Origin of the sequence: Leucobacter japonicus (assembly GCF_001273855.1) — a bacterium.
Taxonomy (GTDB): domain Bacteria; phylum Actinomycetota; class Actinomycetes; order Actinomycetales; family Microbacteriaceae; genus Leucobacter; species Leucobacter japonicus.
Window position 1 is genome coordinate 485,846 of the sequence record NZ_JHBX01000142.1, and the last position, 23,358, is coordinate 509,203.

Consider the following 23,358-nt stretch of genomic DNA (forward strand, 5'->3'; position numbering starts at 1 on the left):
CGCATGGCAGTAGACACCGTGTTCGGCAAGATCGTGTCCGGCGAGATCCCGGTCGAGATCCTCGCGGAGACCGAGCGCGTCATCGCGTTCCCCGACATCAATCCGCAGGCACCGGTGCACATCCTCGTGATCCCGAAGACCACGGCGTACGAGAATGTTGTGGAGCTCGCGGCGGCCGAGCCCGAAACCCTTGCAGAGATGGTCGCGGTCGCGAAGCGGCTCGCCGAAGAGCACGCGAACGGTGAGTTCCGCCTCGTCTTCAACAGCGGTGCGACCGCGGGTCAGACCGTGTTCCACGTTCACGCACACGTGCTCGCGGGCGACCTCGAGGAGCGTTCACTCGGTGACGCCTGATCCTGAGCTGCAGCGCACCATCCTGCTCGCCGGGGTCGACCTCGCGTCGTTCCTCGGGCATCGCGACCAGTTGATCTCCGATTTGGAGGCGCAGCACCCCGACGTGCGATTCCATGCGCGCGACCAGGTGCTCACGCTGCACGGGCCGTCGGGCGCGGTGCGTGCTGCCGAGCAAGTCGTCAACGAAATACTCGAATTGGCACGTCGCAGTGGTGCGGTGTCGCGACGCGACGTGCAGGAGGTGACACGCATGGTGCACGACGGTCAGGGGCCGACGGCTGCGCAGGTGCTCAGCGAACCGATCCTGTCGGTGCGCGGGCACGCCGTGCGCGCGCAGACCCGCGGGCAGCGCGCCTACGTCGACGCCATCGATCAGCACACCATCGTGTTCGGCATCGGGCCGGCCGGAACGGGGAAGACCTACCTCGCAATGGCGAAGGCCGTGCAGGCGTTGCAGCGCCGCGAGGTCGCGAAGATCATTCTGACGCGCCCCGCGGTCGAAGCCGGGGAGCGTTTGGGGTACCTCCCGGGCACGCTCGAGGACAAGATCGACCCGTACCTTCGGCCGCTTTTCGATGCGATCGGTTCGATGATGGATGCCGACGTGGTGCCCAAGCTCCTCGCGAGCGGCACGATCGAGGTGGCGCCGCTCGCCTACATGCGCGGCCGCACGCTCAACGAGTCCTTCGTCATTCTCGATGAGGCGCAGAACACGACCCCCGAGCAGATGAAGATGTTTTTGACGCGTCTCGGCTACGGCTCGAAGATGGTGGTCACGGGTGACATCACGCAGGTCGACCTGCCGATCGCGGCAAGCGGTTTGCGCGTCGTCAACCGCATTCTCCGCGGAGTCGAAGACATCCACTTCGCCGAACTCGGCTCTGACGACATCGTGCGGCACAATCTCGTCAGTCGCATCGTCGACGCCTACAGCGCATACGATCAGTCGGCCCAGCAGCACCAGAATGGAGGCGCCCAGTGAGCGTCGAAATCAACAACGAGTCAGGGATCGACGTGGAGGTCGGGCGCATGCAGCGCCTTGCCGCATTCGTGCTCGAGTCCCTGCACGTGCACCCCGATACCGAGGTGGGCGTCATGCTCGTCGACGAGGGGTCCATCGAGCGCCTGCACATTCAATGGATGGACGAGCCCGGGCCGACCGACGTGCTCAGCTTCCCCATGGACGAGCTGCGACCGGGGCGATCCGACGCGCAGACTCCCGCCGGCCTCCTCGGTGACATCGTGATCTGCCCGCAGGTTGCCGAGGCGCAGGCAGACGCGGCGGGGCATGATCTGCCCCAGGAGATTTCCGTGCTGCTCACCCACGGCATGCTGCACCTGCTCGGGTTCGACCATGCAAACCCGGAGGAGGAGGCGGAGATGTTCGGGCTGCAGCGCGATCTGCTGCTCTCCTTCGCCATGCACGAGCGCTCTCGATGAGTCTGCCGCTCGCACTGCTCTTTCTCGCAGCTGCGGCGGTGCTGCTGGCGGTCGGCGGCCTGCTTGCTGCGACTGATGCTGCCCTTGGGGTGCGCTCCAAGGCCGAACTGCTCGCGCTTGCCGAAGAATCACCGCGCACCGGCGCTGCGATTCGCGCGATCGCGGAAGATGAGGCCCGCCATGCGAATGCGCTCGGATTCGCGCGCGTGTTCGCCGAAACACTGTCGGCCGTGCTCATCACGCTGGTGCTCGCATACTCGCTTGAGCAGTTGTGGCTTGAGCTGGTGCTCGCCACCCTGGTCATGACCGCGGTGACCTTCGTGCTGGTGGGGTCGAGCCCGCGCACGGTGGGTTCGCACCACCCCGACGCCGTCATTCGTTTCGCAGCCCCTTTGCTGCGCGGGCTGCGCGTCATTCTCGGCCCGATCGCCACGGGTCTCGTGCACTTCGGCGATCGAGTGACTCCCGGGCGCGGCACGAATCGGCGCATTCGCGATGAGCAGCAGCTGCTCTCGATGGTTGATCAGGCCGCCGAGCAGGCCGTGCTCGAAGACGACGATCGCGATTACATTCACTCGCTCGTCGAATTCGGCGACACGCTGGTGCGTGAGGTGATGGTGCCCCGTATCGATATGGTGACGGTCGATGCCGATCAGACCGTTCGTGAAGCCCTGGAGCAGCTGCTCGCGGCGCGGCATTCGCGAGTGCCGGTCATCGACGGCGACGTCGACGACGTGGTCGGCATCGCCTATCTCCGGGATGCGAGCGGGTTCATGCTCCGCCGGCCCGAAGAAGCCGAGCAGGCGCCGGTCACGCGCATCACGAAACCCGCGATCTTCGTGCCCGAAGTGCAGCGCGCCGACCGACTGCTGCGACAGATGCAGCAGGAGTCCAACCATCTGGCACTCACCGTCGACGAATACGGCGGCATCTCCGGGCTCGTCACACTGGAAGACCTGATCGAGGAACTGCTCGGCGACATCTCGGACGAGCACGATCGAGATGTTCCCGAGATCATCACTCGCGACGACGGCTCGTTCCTCGTCGGCGCGCGCCTCTCGGTCGACGAGCTCGGTGAGCTCTTCGGCATCGAGCTGGAGGACGACGAGGTCGAGACCGTCGGCGGATTGGTCGCGAAAACCCTGGGTCGCTTGCCTGAGCGCGGCGATACCGTCACTATTGCAGGAATTGAGCTCACGGCCGCCGACACGGAACGACGGAGACAGCGGTTGCGCACTGTCGAAGCGCGCTGGGTCGGGCAGGCCGAAGGAGAGGAAGAACTATGACCGAGCAGCCAGAGGAGACCACGGTGGATTCGCCGGAGTTCCGGGCAGGATTCGTCTCGTTCGTGGGGCGCCCGAACGTCGGAAAGTCGACGCTGACGAATGCCCTCGTCGGGGAGAAGATCGCCATCACGAGCCCGAAGCCGCAGACGACGCGGCGGGCGATCCGAGGTATTGCGCATCACGCGCATGGCCAGCTCATCATCGTGGACACTCCGGGGATTCACCGTCCGCGCACCCTGCTCGGTGAGCGTCTGAACGCGCTGGTTGAAGCGACACTCGGCGATGTCGACGTCATCGGGTTCTGCGTCCCCGCAACCGAGAAGCTCGGCCCCGGCGACAAGTTCATCAATGATCGCCTCAACGATTTCCCCCGTGCGAAGAAGGTCGCCGTACTCACCAAGGTCGACCAGGCGTCGAGCGGCGAGATCATCGATCAGCTCACGCGCCTCGGTGAGCTCCGCGAATGGGACGCGGTGGTGCCGATCTCGTCAGTGACGAATGATCAGCTCGACGTGTTGACCGACGTGCTGCTCGAACTCATGCCGGTGTCGCCTCCGCTGTACGAGGAAGAGCAGACGACCGACGAAGGCGAAGACGACCGTATCGCCGAGCTGATTCGCGAGGCGGCGCTCGAAGGGGTGCGCGACGAGCTGCCGCACTCGCTGGCAGCGACCGTCGAAGACCGCGAAGAGCGTGAAGACGGACTTCTGGAGATCTACGCGAACCTGTACGTGGAGCGCGACAGCCAGAAGGGCATCATCATCGGGCACCGCGGGTCGCGCCTCCGCGACGTGGGCGAGCGAGCGCGCAAGGAGATCGAAGCGCTGCTCGGCCGACGCGTTTACCTGTCGCTTCGGGTCAAGGTACTGAAGGAGTGGCAGCGCGATCCCAAAGCACTGGGAAAGCTCGGTTTCAACTAAGCTCTCGCGTAGGTGGCGCTGCAGGGGTGCCAGCGCATCGAAGGGGTCGCCATGGATATCACGGACGAGACGCAGATCACCACGTTGTTCCAGAGCTACGGCATCGTCGGCATCGCCTGGTACATCGTCATTGCGATCGCGCTCTGGCGCGTGTTCTCGAAGGCGGGCTATCCCGGAATTCTGGCGATCATCCCGATCGTCAACGTCTTCGTCCTGGTGAAAGTAGCCGGGTACTCCGCGTGGATGGGGCTGCTCTACCTGATTCCGATCGTCAACATCATCTTCGGCATCTTCGTAGCGATCCGGCTCGGTGAACGCTTTGGCAAGGGTGGCGCGTTCTCGTTCTTCCTGCTCTGGCTCTTCGCGTTCATCGGCTACCTCATCATCGGGTTCGGTGACGCGAAGTACCGACGCAGCTGAACCGTCGGGGCGAGGGGGCGGGCCGATCACCGTCCGCCGGAGAAGCCACCGCCCCCGCCACCGCCGGCAAACCCACCGCCGGTCGATCCGCCAGAACTGCTCGAGGTGTAGCTCACGGATGAATTCAGCGACTGCGTGAACTGTGAAATCGTGCTGGTCGCGTGTTCGATCCCGGCGAGCCCGACGGCGGGGTACCACAGCGGCACGGACGCCGAGTGCTCCTGATAGGCGACTTGAAGCACGCGCGTCCACTCTTTCTCCAGGCCGAACAGCATGGCATAGGGGAGCAGGCGTTCGTACAGGTGCACGACGTGCACTGTGCCATCCGCTGCACGCTCCGCACCCGTGTACGACTGCAGCATCCTGAGTCGATCGGCTTCAGCGACGCGGATGAACTCGCGAACGCCCTCGAGGTACTCGCGCGCCTCGGCGCCGGCGGGCGTGCTCACGCGCTGCTTCACGATCGACCCGATCGCGAGAACCGCAGCGAACAGCCCCATCGCGATGAACGCGACCGCGAGTCCGTTGTTGCGCTGCGCAAGCGCGAGGAACGTGAGCACGGCGAGCACCGCGACGCACGCCAGGGAGATCCACCCCCAGCGCCGGGCGGGACGACTCACGATGCGTTCCCAGTACCCGCGATCCGTCGCCGCGGTGGTGCCCGCCGACTGCAGCGCCGCCATACGCTTGCCGAACTTCTCGTCGCGCTTCGGGATCGAGAACGCCTCGCCCGGCGTCCCTGACGGAAAGAGCTCGCGCAGCGTCGCGATATCGAGGGGATCGGCGGCCCGTGACGGGTCGATGAGGCGGAGCACGGGCTGGCCGGGCTTCTCGCCGAAGAAGCCGTGTTCTGGCTCGCCATCTTCAATGCGGATCGCCCCGCGCACCGCCAGGTGCACGAGTTGGGCGGAGGCCGTCTTGTCCGAAGCCCCCACGAGGGGGCCGGCGATAAGCGGCGGGAGCGAATCGGGCACGTCGTACTGCGCGACGATGGTGCCCCGGCCGTGGGCGCGCTTCCGACGCGTGGAGAGTGCAGACCCGACGCCCGCACCTGCCGCGGCGAGAGCGGCGCCGCCGACGATGAACGGCAACGCGTCGAGTGTGAAGTTCGGCAGCCGAGCGGCTGGCTGAGCGACGGTACCGGCGACAAGCCCGATTGCCACGCTGAGTCCCTGCCGAGGGGCAAGGGGGAGCGGCGCGATCTCGAATGACGTGCCCGCCCGCGTCATCGCGCATGCGTCGGTCGAGCCGGCAGCACCCGCAAGACAGCGCATATTGCCGTTCAGGTGATCCGCCAGCGCATCTGAGAAGTTGACTGTGGCGCTGAACGCTGCCACGGGTTGCAGGTGCTCGAAGTCCATCAGGTCCCAAAAGAACTCGTCTGCGTCGCCGTCCGCACGCGCGAGCACGACATCGCGCAGCGTGTATGAGATCACGTAGGTCTGTTCGCCGTGCACGTACTCGTCGGTGCCGGTGAGCACCGCGATGAACCCATCGTCTTCCTCGATGTCAAACGGCACCGCATCGCCTCGGGCATCGGTGACGGTGAAGTTCGACGGATCGGTATCGACGCCCTCGTACTTCTCGGGGAGGCCGCGAACGATGCCGCGATTCTGATCGACATCGGGGAACTCGGCGACGAGCGTCTCCGTGATGTGAGCGGTTGCCCGGCCCTCGGCATCCGTGTCGAGGTGCACATCGACATGCCAGCTCCGGTAGGAGAAGTCAGAGACGTCGGCGTGGGCCGGGGCGGAGGGGAGTCCCCATCCGAGGAACGCGAGTGCCGCGAGCAGCAGTGCACCGACGGTCGTACGGGCGAGGCGGGAACGAGTGGCCATGCATGCCAGGCTAGGGCACTCGTGCGGTGAGCGCCGAGGTCACGTGTGCGTCTTCGAGGCGCGCACATCGTCCGAACGCGGAGCCGCGAAGTGCTAGAGTGATCCACATGCTGTTCGGCTCGCTTCTTCTTAGCTGCCGCGACGAGTCCTCGACTTCGAACTAATCAGTCTCTGGCCTCTCTCGTCGCGGCGTTTGTGTTTGGCTGAGCAAGTTTTCGACGAGAAAGACGAGTCCATGCAGAATCTGCAGCAGCCTTCGGGAATGCCCACGCACCGTTACCGCCCGTTCCACGAGATCATCGACGTGGAGTTGCCGGATCGCACCTGGCCCTCGCGCCGCATCACGGAGGCCCCGCGCTGGTGCGCCGTCGATCTCCGTGACGGCAACCAGGCGCTCATCGACCCGATGAGCCCCGAGCGCAAGCGCATCATGTTCGATCTGCTCGTGAGGATGGGCTACAAGGAGATCGAGGTCGGCTTCCCCTCGGCGAGCCAGACCGATTTCGATTTCGTGCGTCACCTGATCGAAGACAACGCGATCCCCGACGACGTCACCATTCAGGTGCTGACGCAGGCGCGCGAGCACCTCATTACTCGCACGTACGAATCCCTGATCGGTGCGAAGCGCGCCATCGTGCACCTCTACAACTCGACCAGCATTCTGCAGCGCGACGTCGTCTTCCGCTCGGACCGCGCAGGCATCAAGCAGATCGCCGTCGAAGGCGCGAAGCTGTGCAAGGCGAGCGAGCACATTTGTGCCGACACCGAGATCTACTACGAGTACTCGCCCGAGTCGTACACCGGCACCGAGCTCGAGTACGCCGTCGAGGTGTGCAATGACGTGCTCGAGGTGTTCGAACCGACGGCGGAGCGCAAGGTGATCATCAACCTCCCCGCGACGGTCGAGATGGCGACGCCCAACGTCTACGCCGATTCGATCGAGTGGATGAGTCGGCACCTGAACCACCGCGAGAACGTGATTCTCTCGCTGCACCCACACAACGACCGCGGTACGGCGATCGCGGCGGCCGAGCTCGGCTACCAAGCCGGTGCCGACCGCATCGAGGGCTGCCTGTTCGGCAACGGCGAGCGCACGGGCAACGTCGATCTCGTCGCCCTGGGCATCAACCTGTTCACGCAGGGCATCGATCCTCAGATCGATTTCTCGCGGCTCGACGAGGTGCGCCGCACCGCCGAGTACTGCAACCAGCTCCGCGTGCCCGAGCGCAGTCCCTGGGCCGGTGACCTCGTGTACACCGCGTTCTCCGGATCGCACCAGGATGCCATCAAGAAGGGCTTCGAGCGCATGTCGCACGACGCCGACGCAGCGGGCGTGACCGTCGACGACATCGAGTGGGCCGTGCCCTACCTGCCCGTCGACCCGAAAGACTTGGGGCGCTCGTACGAGGCGGTCATTCGCGTCAACTCGCAGTCGGGCAAGGGTGGCGTCGCATACCTCCTGAAGACCGATCACCACCTGGACCTGCCTCGTCGCCTGCAGATCGAATTCAGCTCAGTCGTGCAGGGCGTGACCGACTCCGAAGGCGGTGAGGTCTCGAGCGACGAGATCTGGCGCATCTTCCAGGACGAGTACCTTCCGTCGCAGCACGCCGATGCCGAGCGATGGGGCCACTACGAGATCTTCCGCACCTCGTCGACGAGTGCCGGTGACGGGGTCACTGAACTCACCGTCGATTACCGAGTGGGGAGCGAAGATCAGCAGACAACGGCGCGGGGCAATGGTCCGGTCGACGCATTCATCGCCGCGTTGAACGCTGGTGGGCATTCCGTGACGCTCTTCGACTACGTCGAGCACGCGATGAGCTCGGGCGGCGACGCGGTCGCTGCGTCGTACGTCGACCTCGAAGTCGACGGTCAGCGGCTGTGGGGCGTCGGCATCGACCCCGATACGAGTCGGGCGACGCTCGAAGCGATCATCAGTTCGGTGAACCGATCGATCCGTAATGCGGCTGAGACCGGCGCGACCGCAGAGCCGGCCCAGCTCGGCGCCTGACGCATCGGCAGCGCCGCTCCCGAATCGTACATATGTTCGATTGCACGGAGTGGCGCTGCGGCCGATGTCGATGGAACCTCGTAGGGTGATGGGGTGATTGCTTCGATTCGCGGGCCGGTGCTCGCCTCCGGTGCCGGCTGGGTAGTGATCGAGGTCGGCGGCCTCGGTATGCGTGTGGAAGTGCCGCACGGGCGCGTCGCTCAAGCGGTACCCGGCGATGAACTTCTCCTGTTGACGTCGTTGGTCGTTCGCGAAGACTCCCTCACGCTCTTCGGGTTCGCCTCGCAGCAGGAACTCGACGTCTTCGGCCACCTGATCGCGGTGTCGGGTGTCGGCCCACGGAGTGCGCTGGGTGTGCTCTCTGCCTTGACGCCCGGTGAGATTGCCGGCGCCGTTGCGAACGACGACGAGAAGCCGTTCCGCAAGGTGTCAGGCATCGGTCCGAAGACGGCGAAGCTCATCACTGTCTCGCTCGCAGGCAAGCTCTCCGAGATTGCCCTTGGTGCGGGGCCTGGCGGTGAAGCCGCATTGGTTCCGGACGCCGGTGAGGCGACCGCCGCCGCCGTGGCCGACGGGCTCGCGGGACTGGGCTGGAGCGAATCCGATGCTCGCGTTGCCGTCGATGACGCGGTCGCGGCCGGGGCGCCCGCCGACCACGCGGGGCTCCTCAGGGCAGCCCTGGCGCTGCTCCAAGCGGGTCGCAGCGGCAGTCGTGGGTCGAGAGGCGCCCGATGACGGGGGAGCTGTCGGCGCAGGCGACGCCCTCCGAGCAGGGCTACGAGGGTGCATTGCGCCCTGCGACGCTTTCAGAGTTCGTCGGCCAGGCGAAGGTGCGTCGGCAGCTGTCACTGCTGCTCGATGCCGCGACCATGCGTCGCCACACTCCGGATCACATCCTGCTCGCTGGGCCGCCCGGGCTCGGCAAGACCACGCTGTCGATGATCGTCGCCGCTGAACTCGACAAGCCGTTGCATCAGACCTCAGGCCCGGCGATTCAGCATGCGGGCGACCTCGCCGCTGTGCTCTCCGCGCTCACCCCGGGCGAAGTGCTGTTCATCGATGAGATCCATCGCATGGCGCGCAGCGCCGAAGAGATGCTCTATCTGGCGATGGAGGACTTCAAAGTCGACATCATGGTCGGCAAGGGAGCCGGAGCAACATCGGTGCCCCTCGATTTGGCGCCGTTCACGCTCGTCGGCGCGACGACTCGCGCCGGGCTGCTCCCGAACCCGCTGCGCGATCGTTTCGGGTTTACCGCGCATCTCGAGTTCTATGCCGATGAAGAGCTGGCCAGTGTCGTGCGCCGCGCAGCCGGACTGCTCGGCTTCTCGTTATCTGAGACCGGTGTCGAGGAGATCGCCCGTCGTTCACGCGGAACGCCGCGCATCGCGAACCGACTGCTGCGACGCGTGCGCGACTACAGTCTGGTGCACGAGGCACCGGGTGATACCGGCACCGTGCGCGCCGCGCTGGCACTCTATGACGTGGACGAGCACGGACTTGACCGACTGGACCGCGAGGTGCTCCGAGCGGTCGTCGAGCGCTTCAACGGCGGGCCGGTCGGCTTGTCGACGCTCGCGGTGTCGGTCGGCGAAGAAGCGGAGACGATCGAGGCGGTCGTGGAACCGTTTCTCGTGCGCACCGGGTTGCTGTCGCGCACGCCCCGCGGACGTGTCGCGACGCGCCTCGGGTGGGAGCACGTGGGCCTTGAGCCCCCGACGGCGGGGTAGCCGCATCCGCTCGTGCTGGCGGGAGCATGTGATCCACCCAGAAAATCATCAGATGGCGGGGGCATTCACAGCGACCTCCCGATAAACTGATCGAATCTGTGCCTCACGAGACGCACGTGCACGCCCATTGAAAGGACCATTGTGGCTCTGGACCCGATCACTATTGTGATGTTCGCGCTGATCGCGCTGTTGATCTTCTTCATGTTCCGCAACGGCAAGAAGCGTCAGGCAGCGATGCAGGAGCTGCAGAATAACGTCCGCCCCGGTGCCGAGGTGATGCTGCAGTCGGGCATTTACGGCACGATCGATTCGATCGACGAGGAAGACAACAAGGTAACCGTGCGCAGCGGCACCTCGACCTTCGTCGTGCACCGTAACGCGGTCTCGCAGGTCGTTTCGCCGGTTGATGCAGCTGCCGCTGCACCCGCTGCAGATCTCGCACCCGATGACGACCCCGCGTTCGGCGAGCGTCTCGGAGCTCAGAGCGAGACGTCGCCGATCGCGGATGCCGCTGCGGAGGCCGAAACGGCTTCGCAGAATGGCGCTGCCGCCGCTGAGTCCGATATTGCGGGCAACACCGGCGAAACCCCCGATGCCGATGAGACGGGAACCGGTTCAGCGCCCAAGGCCTGATCCTGTGGTTGCGGCTCTCGGGCCGCAACCATCCCCGCTCGTGTAGAGAGAAAGCAGTCCAGTCTTGGCGTCTTCACCCGCCGTGAGGCGAGCCCGTCGCTCACTCATCTTCCTTCTGATCATCATTGTGGGCCTCTCCGGTCTCATCGCCTACGGCGTGTTCCGGAGCAGCGCAACGTGGACGCCAAAGCTGGCGCTCGACCTCCAAGGCGGAACTCAGATTCTGCTCGCGGCAGAGCAGACCGATGGCGAGACGGTCGCGGGCGACCAACTGCAGCAAGCAGTGTCCATCATCCGCCAACGTGTCGACGCCGCCGGCGTCTCCGAGGCCGAGATCACGACGCAGGGCAACCAGCACATCTCGGTCTCGATTCCTGGTAAGGCCGATGAAGCCACGTTGCAGCGCATCGAAGCCTCGGCGAAGCTCGACTTCCGCCCGGTCCTGACGTACAACGTCGGTGCGAGTACCGCGACAGCGGATACCGAGGGCAGCGAAGACGATGCGGCAGCGGCAGAGGATGACGCGAAGGACGCTGACGCGAAAGCCGACGACGCGGCCGCGACTGACACGAGCGATCTCGACCCCGAGACGATTCCTGAGAGCGCGGGCGATCTTGCCTGGATCACCCCGGCGCTCCAGGAGAAGTTCGATGCGTTCACTTGCAACTCCGAGGACGCGCTGGGAGCCGGTGACGCTCCTGACGACCGTCCGCTTATTACCTGCGACGACACGGGCTCGCTGAAGTACATTCTCGGCCCCGTTGAGCTCGACGGTTCCGTGATCAGCGACGCGACGGCTCAGGTCGGCACGACATCCACGGGCGCCTCCACCGGCGAGTGGGTCGTGCAGATCATTATGAACAAGCAGGGCACCGAGACGTTCGGCAAGATCAGCACGCGCCTCTTCGGGGCGACTGCGCCCCAGAACCAGTTCGCCTTCGTGCTCGATGGTCGCGTGCTCTCCGCGCCGACGATGCAGGCTCAAATTCTCGACGGTCGCCCGTCGATCAGTGGCCAGTTCACACAGGAGTCGGCTGCCGCGCTCGCCGATCAGCTGAAGTTCGGCGCACTGCCGATCGACTTCACCGTGCAAAGCCAGGAAGATATCTCCGCGACGCTCGGCACGAACCAGCTCGCGGCCGGGCTCCTCGCCGGTTTGATCGGCCTCGTGCTCGTGGTCATCTACTCGGCGTTCCAATACCGCGCGCTCGGTTCGCTCACCGTCGCATCCCTGGTGATCGCCGGTATTCTGACCTACCTCTTGCTCACCTTCTTCTCGTGGCGACAGGGCTACCGATTGTCGTTGGCCGGCGTCGCGGGCATCATCGTCGCGGTCGGGTTCACAGCGGACTCGTTCATCGTGTACTTCGAGCGCATTCGAGACGCGCTGCGCGACGGGTTCTCCATCGAGAGCGCAGTCGAGCACGGGTGGAAGCGCGCATTCCGCACGGTGCTCGCCTCGGACGGCGTCAACTTCCTTGCCGCAGTGATCCTGTTCATCCTGGCTGTGGGCAACGTGAAGGGCTTCGCGTTCACACTGGGCCTCACGACACTCGTGGACGTTGCAGTCGTGGCACTCTTCACACACCCGATGATGACGCTGCTCGCACGGACCCGGTTCTACCAGGGCGGGCACCCCTTCTCTGGGCTCGATCCGAAGAAGCTCGGCGCGGTGTACCGAGGTCGCATGCAGTTCCGCGAGCCGGTGGTGGCCAGCCAGGGCGCCGGTAAGAAGAACGCACGCAGCCAGGGCGAAGCCGCCCGTCGCCAGACGATCGCCGAGCGCAAGGCCCTCGCAGCCGACGCCTCGACCGGAAAGGACAGCTGATCATGGCTCGTCGCTCATTCGCCGAGTTCGGCAACGCGCTCTATACCGGTGAGAAGTCCATCAACTTCGTCGGTCGACGCAAGACGTGGTACCTGATCTCCGTGATCCTGATCGTGATCTCGATCGCGGGTCCTATGCTGCGCGGCGGGTTCGCTTTCGGTATCGAATTCACCGGTGGCAGCCAGTTCCAGGTGCACCTCGCCGACGGCCAGGACCGTGACCCGGCGATCGCCGAAGCGGCGGTCAAAGAGGCGTTGCCATCGAGTGCGCCTCGTGTGTCTCAGCTGGGCCCCACCGACATTCGTGTGCAGACTGAGGCGTTGGACGACGCGGAGAACCGTGTCGTCGCCGAGGCGCTCGCCACGAAGTACGATGTGCCGGTCGATGAGGTCACGACCTCCTACATCGGACCTGCGTGGGGGCAAGACATCACTCGTCAGGCGATCATTGCTCTGATCGTGTTCATCTTGTTCGCGGCCTTGGTCATGGCGATTTACTTCCGCACCTGGAAGATGTCGCTCGCCGCCATAATCGCGTTGCTCCACGACCTGGTGATCACGGCTGGCATCTACGGAATCTCCGGGTTCGAGATCACGCCTGCGGCGATGATCGGGTTCCTCACGATTCTGGGCTACTCGCTGTACGACACCGTCGTGGTGTTCGATAAGATCCGTGAGAACACGGCGCCGGGGGAGCTGAACGATCGACGCACGTTTGCAGAATCGGTCAACTTGGGCGTGAATCAGACGCTGGTGCGTTCGATCAACACCTCGATCGTCGCGCTGTTGCCCGTCGGTTCGATTCTCTTCATCGGTGCATTCGTGCTTGGCGCGGGAACACTGCGCGACATCTCGCTCGCGCTCTTCATCGGTATCTTCGTGGGAGCGTATTCCACGATCTTCATCGCCTCTCCGGCATATGCGCACCTGCGCGAGAGCGAAGCGGCGATCAAGAAGCGCGATGCCAAGGTGCTGCGGTTGCGCGAGCGCAACGACGCCGCGGATGCGGTGGCAGACGCCGGCGACGGCGGGCTCGAGGAGCCGGTACGCTAATGCGCGTCTACGAAACGCCGAGGGAACGGGTTGCCGTCTCCCTCGGCGTTTCGTGTATCCATCGGGGTACGCGCGACACTTCGCTCGTTTTGCTCCGCGCTGGGCGCGGGGTGTAGCGTTCAATCATTCCAGGGAGGTGAGCCGTGGCGACACAAGACGCAACGACCAGTGGCACGACGGCGCTCCGGCGCTTGGTGCCCAGAATCTTCTCGCGGGGCAGCGCCCCGGGGGCCGTGGATCAGTTGATTCGCACGGTGCGAGGCAACCACCCGCGCGCCGACCTGTCGGTGATCGAACGAGCCTACGCGGTTGCCGAACGCGCGCACCGGGGCCAGAAACGGCGCAGTGGCGAGCCGTACATCACCCACCCCATCGCGGTCGCCCAGATTTTGGCCGACTTGGGCATCGCGCCCGTGGCCATTGCGGCTGCGCTGCTCCACGACACAGTCGAAGACACGGAGTACACGCTCGACCAGTTGAGCCAGGAATTCGGCGACGAGATCGCGATGCTCGTCGATGGCGTGACAAAGCTCGACAAGGTGAAGTACGGCGACTCTGCACAGGCCGAGACTGTGCGCAAGATGGTCGTCGCAATGTCGAAAGACATTCGTGTGCTCGTCATCAAACTCGCTGATCGACTGCATAACGCGCGAACCTGGGGGTTCGTGTCGAGCGATTCCGCGAAGCGCAAGGCGCAGGAGACCATCGAGATCTACGCGCCGCTGGCGCATCGACTCGGCATTCAGTCGATGAAGACTGAACTCGAAGATCTCTCATTCGCCGTATTGAAGCCCAAGCTCTACGCCGAGATCCAGAACCTCGTCGCGCAGCGCAACCCGCAACGCGATGAACTCGTTGGCGTGGTGATCAGTTCCATTGAAAGTGATCTCCGCGAGTCGAAGATCCGCGGTGAGGTCACCGGTCGCCCGAAAGAGCTCTACTCGATCTATCAGAAGATGATCGTGCGAGGTCGCGACTTCGACGAGATCTACGACCTCGTGGGAATCCGTGTGCTGGTGAACTCCATCCGCGATTGCTACGCGGTGTTGGGCGCTGTGCACGCGCGGTGGACTCCGATACCCGGCAGGTTCAAGGACTACATCGCGACGCCGAAATTCAACCTGTACCAGTCGCTGCACACGACGGTGATCGGGCCCGACGGCCGAGCAGTCGAAATTCAGATTCGTACCGTCGAGATGCATCAGCGTGCTGAGTACGGTGTCGCGGCACACTGGAAGTACAAGCAGCGTCAATCGGGCCAGACGCAGACGTCAAACGATATGGCGTGGTTGGCGCATATTTCGGATTGGCAGGCCGAGACTGAAGACCCGAGCGAGTTCCTCGACGCGCTGCGCTACGAGATCGGAGCGAAAGAGGTCTACGTCTTCACGCCGAAGGGGCGCGTGATTGGGCTCCCGGCGGGAGGAACGACCGTCGACTTCGCGTATGCCGTGCACACCGAGGTTGGCCATCGCACGATGGGCGCGCGCGTCAACGGGCGCCTTGTGCCGCTCGAAACCGCGCTGCAGAACGGCGATGTGGTCGAGGTCTTCACCTCCAAAGACCCGAATGCCGGGCCCAACCAAGACTGGCTCAATTTCGTTCAGAGCAAGCGGGCGCAGAATAAGATCCGTCAGTGGTTCACGAAGGAACGTCGCGAAGAGGCGGCGGAGGCTGGCAAGGTCGAGATCACGAAGGCGCTGCGCAAGCAGGGTCTCCCGCTGCACCGTGTCATGAACTCTGCGGCGCTGCAACAGATCGCCCTGCAACTGCGATATCTTGACGTCACCGCTCTCTACGCCGCCGTGGGCGAAGGGCACGTCTCCGCGCAGTCTGTGGTGGAGAAAGTCACTGCTCTGGTCTTCGACGAGCAGACGTCAACGGAACCGGCGCTTGCCACGCTGCCGATCATCGAGGCTCCACGTGCACCCAAGAGCACCGACTCAAGCGGCGTCGTGGTCACCGGGGCGTCCGATGTGCTCGCAAAGCTCGCGAAGTGCTGCACCCCGGTTCCCGGCGATGAGATCCTCGGATTCGTCACCAAGGGCCAAGGGGTCTCGGTGCATCGTGTGGATTGCCATAATTTCCTCGCGCTTCGCGAGCAGGAAGACCGCGTAGTGGGCGTCGAATGGGCGCCGACGTCGAAGAGCGTTTTCCTCGTGCAGATTCAGGTTGAAGCACTGGACCGTTCGGGCTTGCTTTCGGACGTCACTCGCACACTCTCAGAGCACCACGTGAACATTCTTTCGGCCTCTGTGAACACGTCAAGCGCGCGCCTCGCGATCAGTCGTTTCGTGTTTGAGATGGCGAACGCGACGCACCTCGAACACGTGCTCAACGCTGTTCGGCGCATCGACGGCGTGTACGACGTCTATCGCATCACGAATTAAATTGACCGGTCAGTGCCTGCGCACTGAGCTTGGTCTGGGGAGCTCACAGAGCGGCCAGACGGCGCAGCGCGACTTGTCGATGGCGAAGTGGGCCCCGCTGCAGAGCCTCGGTCACTGCGTGTCGTGCGCGGTCAATACGGAGGAGCAGCAGTCTGCAGGCGACTCGATCTGACCGTGAGAACTCGCCGGGTGTACGGAGCAGATCGCAGATAACGCGAATCGGTGCTGCGACGCCGAGACCACCGAACCACGATGCATCGCAGGTGTCGAGCGCATACTCGTGGATGACCACTCCGGGAGGCGGTATGTGCGGGTACCGCTGTCGTCGTTGCGTAGAGAACTCGAGCGGGGTGCGCGGTGCCCGAGCCACGCCCCATACCCACGCAGCGGTCGAAGAAACGGCGATCAGCCGTACATCGCTATGCCCGAGCAATACGGACGCTTCAAGCGCGGCGAGCCGTATCCGAGGGTTCTCAGGCCAGCCGATCGGCCGGTACCCCGGGCCGCACGAGACGAGTGATCCACGCAGGCGCTCAGCGGCGATGACCGCAACCGGCCAACGCCCCAGTGCCGGAGGCGTTCGGCGGGGGATTCGTGCGCTGGGAAGCGGTGGAAAAGCGTTCGAGCGGGTCATTCTCCCATCATGATGGGAGTCCGACCCGCCCGAACGTGAGTGCGGCGGAATTGTGGAGAACTCGAGCGCACGGCTCGAAGATCGTGCCTAGAGTTAGTCGCCGAGTGCCGCGAGCCACGACTGCTGCGCCGCAAGCTTCTCTTCGGCGTCGGCGACCTTGCGGGCGTTGCCGGCGCTCCGCGCGGCGTCGAGCTCAGCAGTCAGGTCGGCGATCGACGACTCCAGCTGCCCGCGCAGACCTTCGCTCCGAGCCTTCGTCTCGGGGTTCGTCTTACGCCAGTGCTCTTCTTCGAGCTGCTTGACGTGATCTTCGATCTTGCGGAGACGACCCTCGATGTCTCGAAGAGCCTCGCGGGGCACGCGTCCGAGCTCGTCCCAGCGCAGCTGCACCGCGGTCAGCTGCTTGCGCGCTGCCGCATGCTCGGTGACCTGCAGAATGGGCTCTGCCTCGTCGAGCAGTGCCTGCTTTGCAGTCAGGTTTTCTGCGTACTCTTCGTTGGTCTGCGCGGCTTCGGCAGCCTTCGCCTCGTAGAGCACGTCACCCGCGGCCTTGAACCGAGCCCACAGCTGATCGTCAAGCTTGCGACTCGCGCGCCCGGCTGCCTTCCAGTCGTCGAGCAGCGATCGATACGCGGGGATGCCCTCGATGCCGCGCGGTGCCAGTGCCTCCGCAGCGGCGATGATGCGCTCCTTGCGCTGCTTGACGTCCTTGTTCGTGGCGTCCATCTGCGCGAAGTGCGCACGGCGAGCGCCGTCGAAGCTTTGGCGTGCACTGCGGAAGCGCTTCCAGAGCGCATCGGCTTGCGCCTTCGGGATCTGAGGGCCCGTGCGCTGCGCGGTCTGCCAATCAGTGAACAGCTGCTCAAAGGCCTGGCTGGTGTCTTTCCAGCGAATGGAAGCCTCGGGCTGTGCGGCCAGGCGTTCGGCTTCGATCGCGATCGCCTCGCGCTGGGCGACGGCTTCCTGCCGGGCGGCCTCACGTTCTGCCTGCTGCTTCTCGCTGAGCGCAGCGGTCTTCGTCCCGAGCTTCTCGACGCGTTCACGCAGCGCGGCAATGTCCCCGACGGCGGCAGGTTCAACGAGCGACTCGCGGAGCTTCGCGACGGTATCGGCGGCAGAAGCGTCGGCGGTTCCGCGGGCGATGCGCGCTTCGAGCAGCGTCACCTGACCTTCGAGGTCTGCGAACTTGCGCGTGAAGTAGGCGAGCGCCTCCTCAGGGGTGCCATCGGGGAAGGACCCCACGACGCGCTCAGCATCGCCTTCGCGCACGTACACGGTGCGGTCCTCATCGACTCGTCCCCAGGACGTCTCGTTGCTCGCTTCGCTCACGATTCTGCTCACCTGTCGTGTGTGGGGCCGGGGTTCCGGCCAGACGGAATAGTCACCCCCACTATGCCATAGTGCGCGGCTGAGAACCCGAGCGCTGGGAGGAGTTCGAACGGAGGTGATCCTGCGCTCGTTACGATGGATGCGTGCAAGCCCGACCCGTACCCGCGCAGACTGCGCCGCTTGCGGTGCGCATGCGCCCGCAATCGCTCGACGAGGTCGTCGGGCAGCAGCATCTGCTGAAGCCCGGGTCGCCGTTGCGCACGCTGGCCGCAGACGCCGAAGGCGGCGGCGGGGCGGTGTCGGTGATTCTCTGGGGGCCGCCGGGTACCGGCAAGACCACGCTGGCGCAGGCGATCGCGCATTCGAGCGGCCGTCGATTCGTCGAGCTGTCCGCGATCACAGCGGGTATTAAAGATGTGCGCACCGTGATGGAGCGGGCGCTGAACGACCGAGACCTTTATCAGATCGCGACCGTTCTCTTTCTCGATGAGATTCATCGTTTCACCAAGGCGCAGCAGGATGCGTTGCTGCCCGGCGTCGAGAACGGATGGGTGACGCTCGTCGCCGCGACCACGGAGAACCCGTCGTTCTCGGTGATCAGCCCCTTGCTGTCACGGTCGCTCCTGCTCACGCTCGAACCGCTTGAAGACGCTGACCTGCGCACGCTGCTGGAGCGCGCCGTGCATGATCCTCGCGGACTGAACGATGCCGTCGATGTCGATGACGAAGCGATCGACGCACTGGTGCAGCTCGCCTCGGGCGATGCCCGCCGCGTGTTGACCGGGCTCGAAGCCGCCGGTGCCTCCGCGATCGCGAGTGCAGAGGGCGAACAACGACCGGTGGTGACCGCGGAGACCGTGGCCGTCTCGATCGATCGTGCACTCCTGCGCTACGACCGGAACGGCGATCAGCACTACGACGTCATCAGCGCGTTCATCAAGTCGATGCGCGGCTCCGACCCCGACGCGGCCATCCACTATCTCGCGCGCATGATCGAAGCGGGGGAGGACCCCCGTTTCATTGCGCGCCGACTGATGGTGCACGCCGCGGAAGACGTGGGAATGGCGGATCCGCAGGCGCTCCAGATCGCGGTGGCCGCCGCAGAGGCCACGCAACTCATCGGGCTTCCCGAAGCGCGCATTCCGCTCGCCGAAGCGACCATCTACATCGCGACGGCGCCGAAGTCGAACGCCGTCATCAGCGCCATCGACGCCGCGATCTCCGATGTGAAGGCCGGCCGCTTCGGTCTCGTGCCCAAACATCTGCGCGACGCCCACTATCCGGGCGCGAAGCGCATGGGGCACGGAAAGGGCTATCGGTATCCCCACAGCGATCCCCGCGGCGTTTCCCCGCAGCAATACCTTCCCGACGAGTTGCGAGATCGCGTCTACTACGCCCCGACTCAACACGGGAACGAGCGGGAAGTGTCGGATCGTCTCGAGAAGATTCGTCGGATCACTCGAGGCTCGAGCGGCGACCCAAGTTAGGCGGTTCGGCGTAGACGCCGAATCAGTGATAAGATCTTCCTTGGCCAACTTTGCTTTTCGCTGCAGGCTGCAGGTGAGAAGCAAACGGCAGTCGCCCTGTAGCCGGGTTTCTGCGCTGGTCGTTCCCTCACCGAACAACGGTTCGTTGTGTCGCGTGCATCACTCGTTGATGCGGGCACAGCCTGGCCGAGAGAACCTGTGCGTGCGCGAGCACGCACTGTGATTGACAGAAAACCCGAAAGGACCCACGTGTCGACTACGTCGCGTACCCGTTCCCAGACCCGACTTTCCCGTTCGCTCGGGATCGCGCTGACCCCCAAGGCTGCGCGCTACCTCGAGAAGCGCCCCTACGGCCCCGGCCAGCACGGCCGCACCAAGCGTAAGAGCGACAGCGACTACGCCGTTCGTCTGCGTGAGAAGCAGCGTCTTCGCGCCCAGTACGGCATCCGCGAGAAGCAGCTCACCATTGCGTTCAAGGAAGCCCGTCGCCAGGACGGCCTGACCGGTGAGAACCTGGTCGAGCTGCTCGAGATGCGTCTTGACGCACTCGTGCTCCGCGCAGGCTTCGCACGCACCACGGCGCAGGCGCGCCAGCTCGTCGTGCACCGCCACATCCTGGTCGACGGCAAGATCGTTGATCGTCCCTCCTTCCGCGTGAAGCCGGGGCAGCTCATCCACGTCAAGGCACGCTCGGAGGCTATCGAGCCGTTCCAGGTCGCTGCAGCCGGCGGCCACGCCGAGGTGCTCCCGAATGTTCCGGGCTACCTCGAGGTCGAGCTCGACAAGCTCCAGGCGCGTCTCGTGCGTCGCCCGAAGCGCGCTGAGGTCCCCGTGACCTGCGAAGTGCAGCTCGTCGTCGAGTACTACTCGGGCCGCTAAGCCTCAGTACACTCCACTCGAAGGGGGCGCCGGATTCGATCCGGCGCCCCCTTCGTCGTATATGGGCCCCAACGGCTGTGAGGGGTACCCGAGACCGAACGGCCCACCCGCTAAGCTTGTCGGGTGCCGTTGCACGCGCGCCGATGGGCGCGACCGCTGCCGTTGGGAGGATCGAGACATGGGCAAGCTGTTCTGGCTGGTCACCGGAGTCGCGCTGGGATTCGTCGGTGCGCACTTCGTGAATCAGACTCCTGAGGGGCGTCGTTTCTTCGCTCGCGTCAACCGCGGAGTGGATGAGTTCGGCCGCGCCTTTACTGCGGGCTATGAAGCCGAGGCCGACGAGGAGCTCTCTGAGGCTGACGCAGCGGAACTGGGCGATGCCCTGCGCGAGCGCGGCTGATCCCGCACCTCGGCATTCCACCCCACGTACTTCACCACTGACTTCCACAGAAGGACCCCGGATGCAGACCGCTGAAATTCACCGTCGCTGGCTCGACTTCTTCGAGAAGAAGGGGCACTCGGTTGTTCCTTCTGCATCGCTCATCAGCGATGACCCCAGCCTCATGTTCACGGTCGCCGGCATGGTGCCCTTTGTGCCGTATCTGTCGGGAATCGTTCCCGCGCCCTTCCCGCGGGCGACGAGCGTGCAGAAGTGCATCCGCACGAACGACATCGAAGAAGTGGGAAAGACCCCGCGTCACGGCACGTTCTTCCAGATGTGCGGCAACTTCTCCTTCGGCGATTACTTCAAGGAAGATGCAATCCGCTTCGCGTGGGAGCTGCTGACCTCGAGCGAGGCCGATGGCGGCCTGGGCTTCGACGCCAAGGACCTCTGGGTCACGGTCTACGAAGAAGACGACGAGGCGCTCGCCCTCTGGCAACAGCACTCGACACTGCCCGACGAGCGCATTCAGAAGCTCGGCAAGGACACCAACTACTGGTCGACCGGGCAGCCCGGCCCGGCAGGCCCCTGCTCCGAGATCTTCTTCGATCTGGGCCCCGAGTACGGCATCGACGGCGGCCCGGCGACGGATGACGACCGCTACGTCGAGATCTGGAACCTCGTGTTCATGCAATACCAGATCACAAACGTGCGATCGAAGGTCGATTTCGACATCGTCGGCGAACTGCCGAAGAAGAACATCGATACGGGCATGGGTCTCGAGCGCGTCGCCTTCATCAAGCAGGGCGTGCAGAACATGTACGAGATCGACCAGGTGCGCCCGGTGCTCGATCGCGCTGCCCAGATCGCCGGCAAGACTTACGGCGCGGATCACACCGATGATGTGCGGTTGCGCGTCATCGCCGATCACGTGCGCAGCGGGCTCATGCTGATCGCCGATGGAGTGACGCCGTCGAATGAGGGACGCGGCTACATCTTGCGCCGTTTGCTGCGCCGGGTCACGCTCTCGATGCGCCTGCTCGGTGTCGAAGGACCCAGCTTTGCCGAGCTCTTCCCGGTGTCGCGCGACGCGATGGCCGGGGGCTACCCGGCAGTCGCCAACGACTTCGACTTCATCTCACGGGTCGCATACGCCGAGGAGAAGACCTTCCTGCGCACCCTCGCATCGGGCATCCAGATCTTGGACACTGCGGTCGACGCCGCGAAGAGTGCGAGCTCAAGCGTGCCCGGCGACACCGCCTTCCTGCTTCACGACACGCACGGCTTCCCGATCGAGCTCACGCTCGAGATCGCCGAAGAAGCCGGTGTGCCGGTCGACGCAGAGGTGTTCTCGTCACTCATGCAGGAGCAGCGCGATCGCGCCAAGGCTGATGCGAAGGCGAAGAAGGGGCAGCGCGCCGATCTGTCCGTCTACAAGGAGCTGCGCGGTCTGGGCGAGACGCTCTTCACGGGGTATGACGAGCTCGTGCACGAGGGCAAGGTCCTCGGCATCGTCGTCGATGGTGCCCCCGTGCGCGAAGCCCGCGAGGGCGACGTTGCCGAATTGGTGCTGTCAGAGACCGCGCTCTTCGCCGAGTCGGGCGGCCAGGATTCGGATCAGGGGCTCATCGTGGGCGACGGATTCGAAGCCGAGGTGCTCGACGTGCAGAAGCCGGTGCCCGGCCTCATCGTGCACACGGTCAAGGTGACCATCGGCACAATCGGCGTCGATGCACGCGCCGAGACGCGTGTCGATGCCGAGTACCGACGCGGCGCCACGCAGGCCCACTCCGGTACCCATATCGTGCACGCAGCGCTTCGCGAAGTGCTCGGCCAGGGCGCCCACCAGGCGGGCTCGTACAACAAGGCGGGGTATCTGCGTCTCGACTTCACGCATTCCGAGGCGCTGTCTACGGAGACGAAGAGCGAGATCGAGGAGATCTCGAACCTCGCCATTCGCTCTGACTTCGAAGTCGTCACGCGCGAAATGGCACTCGACGATGCGAAGGCGCTCGGCGCAATGGCGCTGTTCGGTGAGAAGTACGGCGACCGCGTGCGCGTCGTCGACATCGGCGGGCCGTGGTCGCGCGAACTCTGCGCGGGCACGCACGTCGCGAGCTCGTCGGAGATCGGCATGATCAATCTGATCTCGGAGAGCTCCGTCGGTTCGACGAACCGTCGTGTGGAGTCGCTCGTCGGTATCGAGGCGTTCCGGAATTTCGCCGCAGAGCGCGCCATCGTGCAGCAGCTCACCGGCGGGTTGAAGGTGCCGCGCACCGAGCTCGTCTCGAAGGTGCAAGATCTGGGGTCGCAGTTGCGCGCGGCCGAGAAGAAGATCGCCGCCCTCGAAGCTGAGAAGCTCAGTCAGCGCGTTCCGCAGCTGCTCGCGAATGCTGAGCAGCTCGGCGGTGTTCGCGCCGTGGTCGCCTCCCTGGGATCGGTGGGGTCGGCAGACGATATTCGCGGCCTGGCACTGCGCGTGCGCGAGCAGCTTGGCGCCGAAGCAGGTGTCGTCGTGCTCGCCGGTGAAGCCGCCGGAAAGCCCGTGGTCATCGCCGCAACGACCCCTGCGGGCCGTGACGCCGGCGCGAAGGCCGGGGCGCTTGTTCGCGTCGGTGCTCAGGTGCTCGGCGGCGGCGGCGGCGGGAAGGACGACCTCGCCCAGGGCGGCGGCACCGATGTCTCGCAGATCGATGCCGCCCTGGCTGAGATCCGCCGGAGTCTGGTCGGCTGACGGTGCGT

Annotated in this window: 19 protein-coding genes; 17 read left to right on the plus strand and 2 right to left on the minus strand. The window is 64.9% G+C overall.

The annotated features are described in order from the left end of the window. Nucleotides 1-3: 3 nt before the first annotated feature. Genes AMS67_RS16385 through AMS67_RS16410 form a run of 6 tightly spaced genes read left to right on the plus strand, consistent with a single transcriptional unit; the run spans nucleotide 4 to nucleotide 4,420 of the window. Nucleotides 4-354: an HIT domain-containing protein gene (locus AMS67_RS16385; RefSeq protein ID WP_053388274.1), complete on the plus strand. Its 351-nt coding sequence runs from the start codon at nucleotides 4-6 to the stop codon at nucleotides 352-354. Further along, nucleotides 344-1,336: a PhoH family protein gene (locus tag AMS67_RS16390; protein WP_053388275.1), complete on the plus strand. Its 993-nt coding sequence runs from the start codon at nucleotides 344-346 to the stop codon at nucleotides 1,334-1,336. Before AMS67_RS16385 ends, AMS67_RS16390 begins: the two co-directional genes overlap by 11 nt. Then, the gene (gene ybeY / locus AMS67_RS16395) at nucleotides 1,333-1,794 is read left to right on the plus strand and encodes an rRNA maturation RNase YbeY (RefSeq protein WP_053388276.1); all 462 of its coding nucleotides are present in this window, start codon (nucleotides 1,333-1,335) and stop codon (nucleotides 1,792-1,794) included. The genes AMS67_RS16390 and ybeY overlap by 4 nt, the downstream gene beginning before the upstream one ends. Then, the gene (locus AMS67_RS16400; RefSeq protein WP_053388277.1) at nucleotides 1,791-3,080 is read left to right on the plus strand and encodes a hemolysin family protein; all 1,290 of its coding nucleotides are present in this window, start codon (nucleotides 1,791-1,793) and stop codon (nucleotides 3,078-3,080) included. The genes ybeY and AMS67_RS16400 overlap by 4 nt, the downstream gene beginning before the upstream one ends. Then, nucleotides 3,077-4,000 carry a GTPase Era gene (era, locus tag AMS67_RS16405; RefSeq protein ID WP_053388278.1) on the plus strand — a complete coding sequence of 308 codons (924 nt, stop codon included), beginning with the start codon at nucleotides 3,077-3,079 and terminating at the stop codon, nucleotides 3,998-4,000. Before AMS67_RS16400 ends, era begins: the two co-directional genes overlap by 4 nt. Nucleotides 4,001-4,051: 51 nt before the next feature. Then, nucleotides 4,052-4,420 carry a DUF5684 domain-containing protein gene (locus tag AMS67_RS16410; RefSeq protein ID WP_053388279.1) on the plus strand — a complete coding sequence of 123 codons (369 nt, stop codon included), beginning with the start codon at nucleotides 4,052-4,054 and terminating at the stop codon, nucleotides 4,418-4,420. Nucleotides 4,421-4,446: 26 nt separating this feature from the next. Here the strand turns inward: AMS67_RS16410 and AMS67_RS16415 are convergent, their stop codons facing one another. Continuing rightward, complete coding sequence (locus tag AMS67_RS16415) at nucleotides 4,447-6,258, minus strand: DUF2207 domain-containing protein (RefSeq protein WP_053388280.1); 1,812 nt, start codon at nucleotides 6,256-6,258, stop codon at nucleotides 4,447-4,449. Nucleotides 6,259-6,493: 235 nt separating this feature from the next. Between AMS67_RS16415 and leuA the strand changes: the two genes are divergently transcribed. From leuA to AMS67_RS16450, 7 genes are all read left to right on the plus strand, one after another. After that, nucleotides 6,494-8,272, plus strand: a complete 1,779-nt coding sequence (leuA, locus tag AMS67_RS16420; protein ID WP_053388281.1) for a 2-isopropylmalate synthase — start codon at nucleotides 6,494-6,496, stop codon at nucleotides 8,270-8,272. 93 nt (nucleotides 8,273-8,365) lie between these two features. After that, nucleotides 8,366-9,007, plus strand: a complete 642-nt coding sequence (gene ruvA / locus AMS67_RS16425) for a Holliday junction branch migration protein RuvA (protein ID WP_053388282.1) — start codon at nucleotides 8,366-8,368, stop codon at nucleotides 9,005-9,007. Then, nucleotides 9,004-10,002 carry a Holliday junction branch migration DNA helicase RuvB gene (ruvB, locus tag AMS67_RS16430; protein ID WP_053388283.1) on the plus strand — a complete coding sequence of 333 codons (999 nt, stop codon included), beginning with the start codon at nucleotides 9,004-9,006 and terminating at the stop codon, nucleotides 10,000-10,002. The genes ruvA and ruvB overlap by 4 nt, the downstream gene beginning before the upstream one ends. A 141-nt stretch (nucleotides 10,003-10,143) precedes the next feature. Then, complete coding sequence (gene yajC, locus AMS67_RS16435; protein WP_053388284.1) at nucleotides 10,144-10,635, plus strand: preprotein translocase subunit YajC; 492 nt, start codon at nucleotides 10,144-10,146, stop codon at nucleotides 10,633-10,635. Between the two features lie 64 nt (nucleotides 10,636-10,699). Then, nucleotides 10,700-12,463: a protein translocase subunit SecD gene (gene secD / locus AMS67_RS16440; protein WP_053388285.1), complete on the plus strand. Its 1,764-nt coding sequence runs from the start codon at nucleotides 10,700-10,702 to the stop codon at nucleotides 12,461-12,463. Between the two features lie 2 nt (nucleotides 12,464-12,465). After that, nucleotides 12,466-13,515 carry a protein translocase subunit SecF gene (gene secF, locus AMS67_RS16445; protein WP_053388286.1) on the plus strand — a complete coding sequence of 350 codons (1,050 nt, stop codon included), beginning with the start codon at nucleotides 12,466-12,468 and terminating at the stop codon, nucleotides 13,513-13,515. A gap of 143 nt (nucleotides 13,516-13,658) precedes the next feature. Continuing rightward, entirely contained in the window at nucleotides 13,659-15,905 is a 2,247-nt protein-coding gene (locus AMS67_RS16450) for a RelA/SpoT family protein (RefSeq protein WP_053388287.1), read from the plus strand. A gap of 727 nt (nucleotides 15,906-16,632) precedes the next feature. Here the strand turns inward: AMS67_RS16450 and AMS67_RS16455 are convergent. After that, nucleotides 16,633-17,871, minus strand: coding sequence for a DUF349 domain-containing protein (locus AMS67_RS16455; RefSeq protein ID WP_370726598.1), 1,239 nt, complete (start codon nucleotides 17,869-17,871; stop codon nucleotides 16,633-16,635). A 188-nt stretch (nucleotides 17,872-18,059) separates the two neighbouring features. Between AMS67_RS16455 and AMS67_RS16460 the strand changes: the two genes are divergently transcribed. The 4 genes from AMS67_RS16460 to alaS all read left to right on the plus strand — a co-directional run bounded on the left by AMS67_RS16460 (nucleotide 18,060) and on the right by alaS (nucleotide 23,350). Next, on the plus strand, nucleotides 18,060-19,355 hold the full coding sequence (locus AMS67_RS16460; RefSeq protein ID WP_053388368.1) for a replication-associated recombination protein A: 1,296 nt from the start codon (nucleotides 18,060-18,062) through the stop codon (nucleotides 19,353-19,355). Nucleotides 19,356-19,604: 249 nt separating this feature from the next. Continuing rightward, entirely contained in the window at nucleotides 19,605-20,234 is a 630-nt protein-coding gene (gene rpsD / locus AMS67_RS16465) for a 30S ribosomal protein S4 (protein ID WP_053388288.1), read from the plus strand. A gap of 178 nt (nucleotides 20,235-20,412) precedes the next feature. After that, nucleotides 20,413-20,634 (plus strand): hypothetical protein, encoded by a 222-nt coding sequence (locus AMS67_RS16470; RefSeq protein WP_053353167.1) that lies wholly within the window; start codon nucleotides 20,413-20,415, stop codon nucleotides 20,632-20,634. 61 nt (nucleotides 20,635-20,695) lie between these two features. Next, a complete protein-coding gene (alaS, locus tag AMS67_RS16475; RefSeq protein ID WP_053388289.1) occupies nucleotides 20,696-23,350 on the plus strand; it encodes an alanine--tRNA ligase in 2,655 nt (884 codons plus the stop codon). Nucleotides 23,351-23,358 lie beyond the last annotated feature (8 nt).

Coding starts and splice junctions, on each gene's coding strand:
- AMS67_RS16415 (WP_053388280.1), bottom strand. CDS start 6,258: ATGGCCACTCGTTCCCGCCTCGCCCGTACGACCGTCGGTGCACTGCTG.
- ruvB (WP_053388283.1), top strand. CDS start 9,004: ATGACGGGGGAGCTGTCGGCGCAGGCGACGCCCTCCGAGCAGGGCTAC.
- AMS67_RS16385 (WP_053388274.1), top strand. CDS start 4: ATGGCAGTAGACACCGTGTTCGGCAAGATCGTGTCCGGCGAGATCCCG.
- era (WP_053388278.1), top strand. CDS start 3,077: ATGACCGAGCAGCCAGAGGAGACCACGGTGGATTCGCCGGAGTTCCGG.
- alaS (WP_053388289.1), top strand. CDS start 20,696: ATGCAGACCGCTGAAATTCACCGTCGCTGGCTCGACTTCTTCGAGAAG.
- AMS67_RS16460 (WP_053388368.1), top strand. CDS start 18,060: ATGCGCCCGCAATCGCTCGACGAGGTCGTCGGGCAGCAGCATCTGCTG.
- AMS67_RS16470 (WP_053353167.1), top strand. CDS start 20,413: ATGGGCAAGCTGTTCTGGCTGGTCACCGGAGTCGCGCTGGGATTCGTC.
- leuA (WP_053388281.1), top strand. CDS start 6,494: ATGCAGAATCTGCAGCAGCCTTCGGGAATGCCCACGCACCGTTACCGC.
- secF (WP_053388286.1), top strand. CDS start 12,466: ATGGCTCGTCGCTCATTCGCCGAGTTCGGCAACGCGCTCTATACCGGT.
- AMS67_RS16410 (WP_053388279.1), top strand. CDS start 4,052: ATGGATATCACGGACGAGACGCAGATCACCACGTTGTTCCAGAGCTAC.
- AMS67_RS16400 (WP_053388277.1), top strand. CDS start 1,791: ATGAGTCTGCCGCTCGCACTGCTCTTTCTCGCAGCTGCGGCGGTGCTG.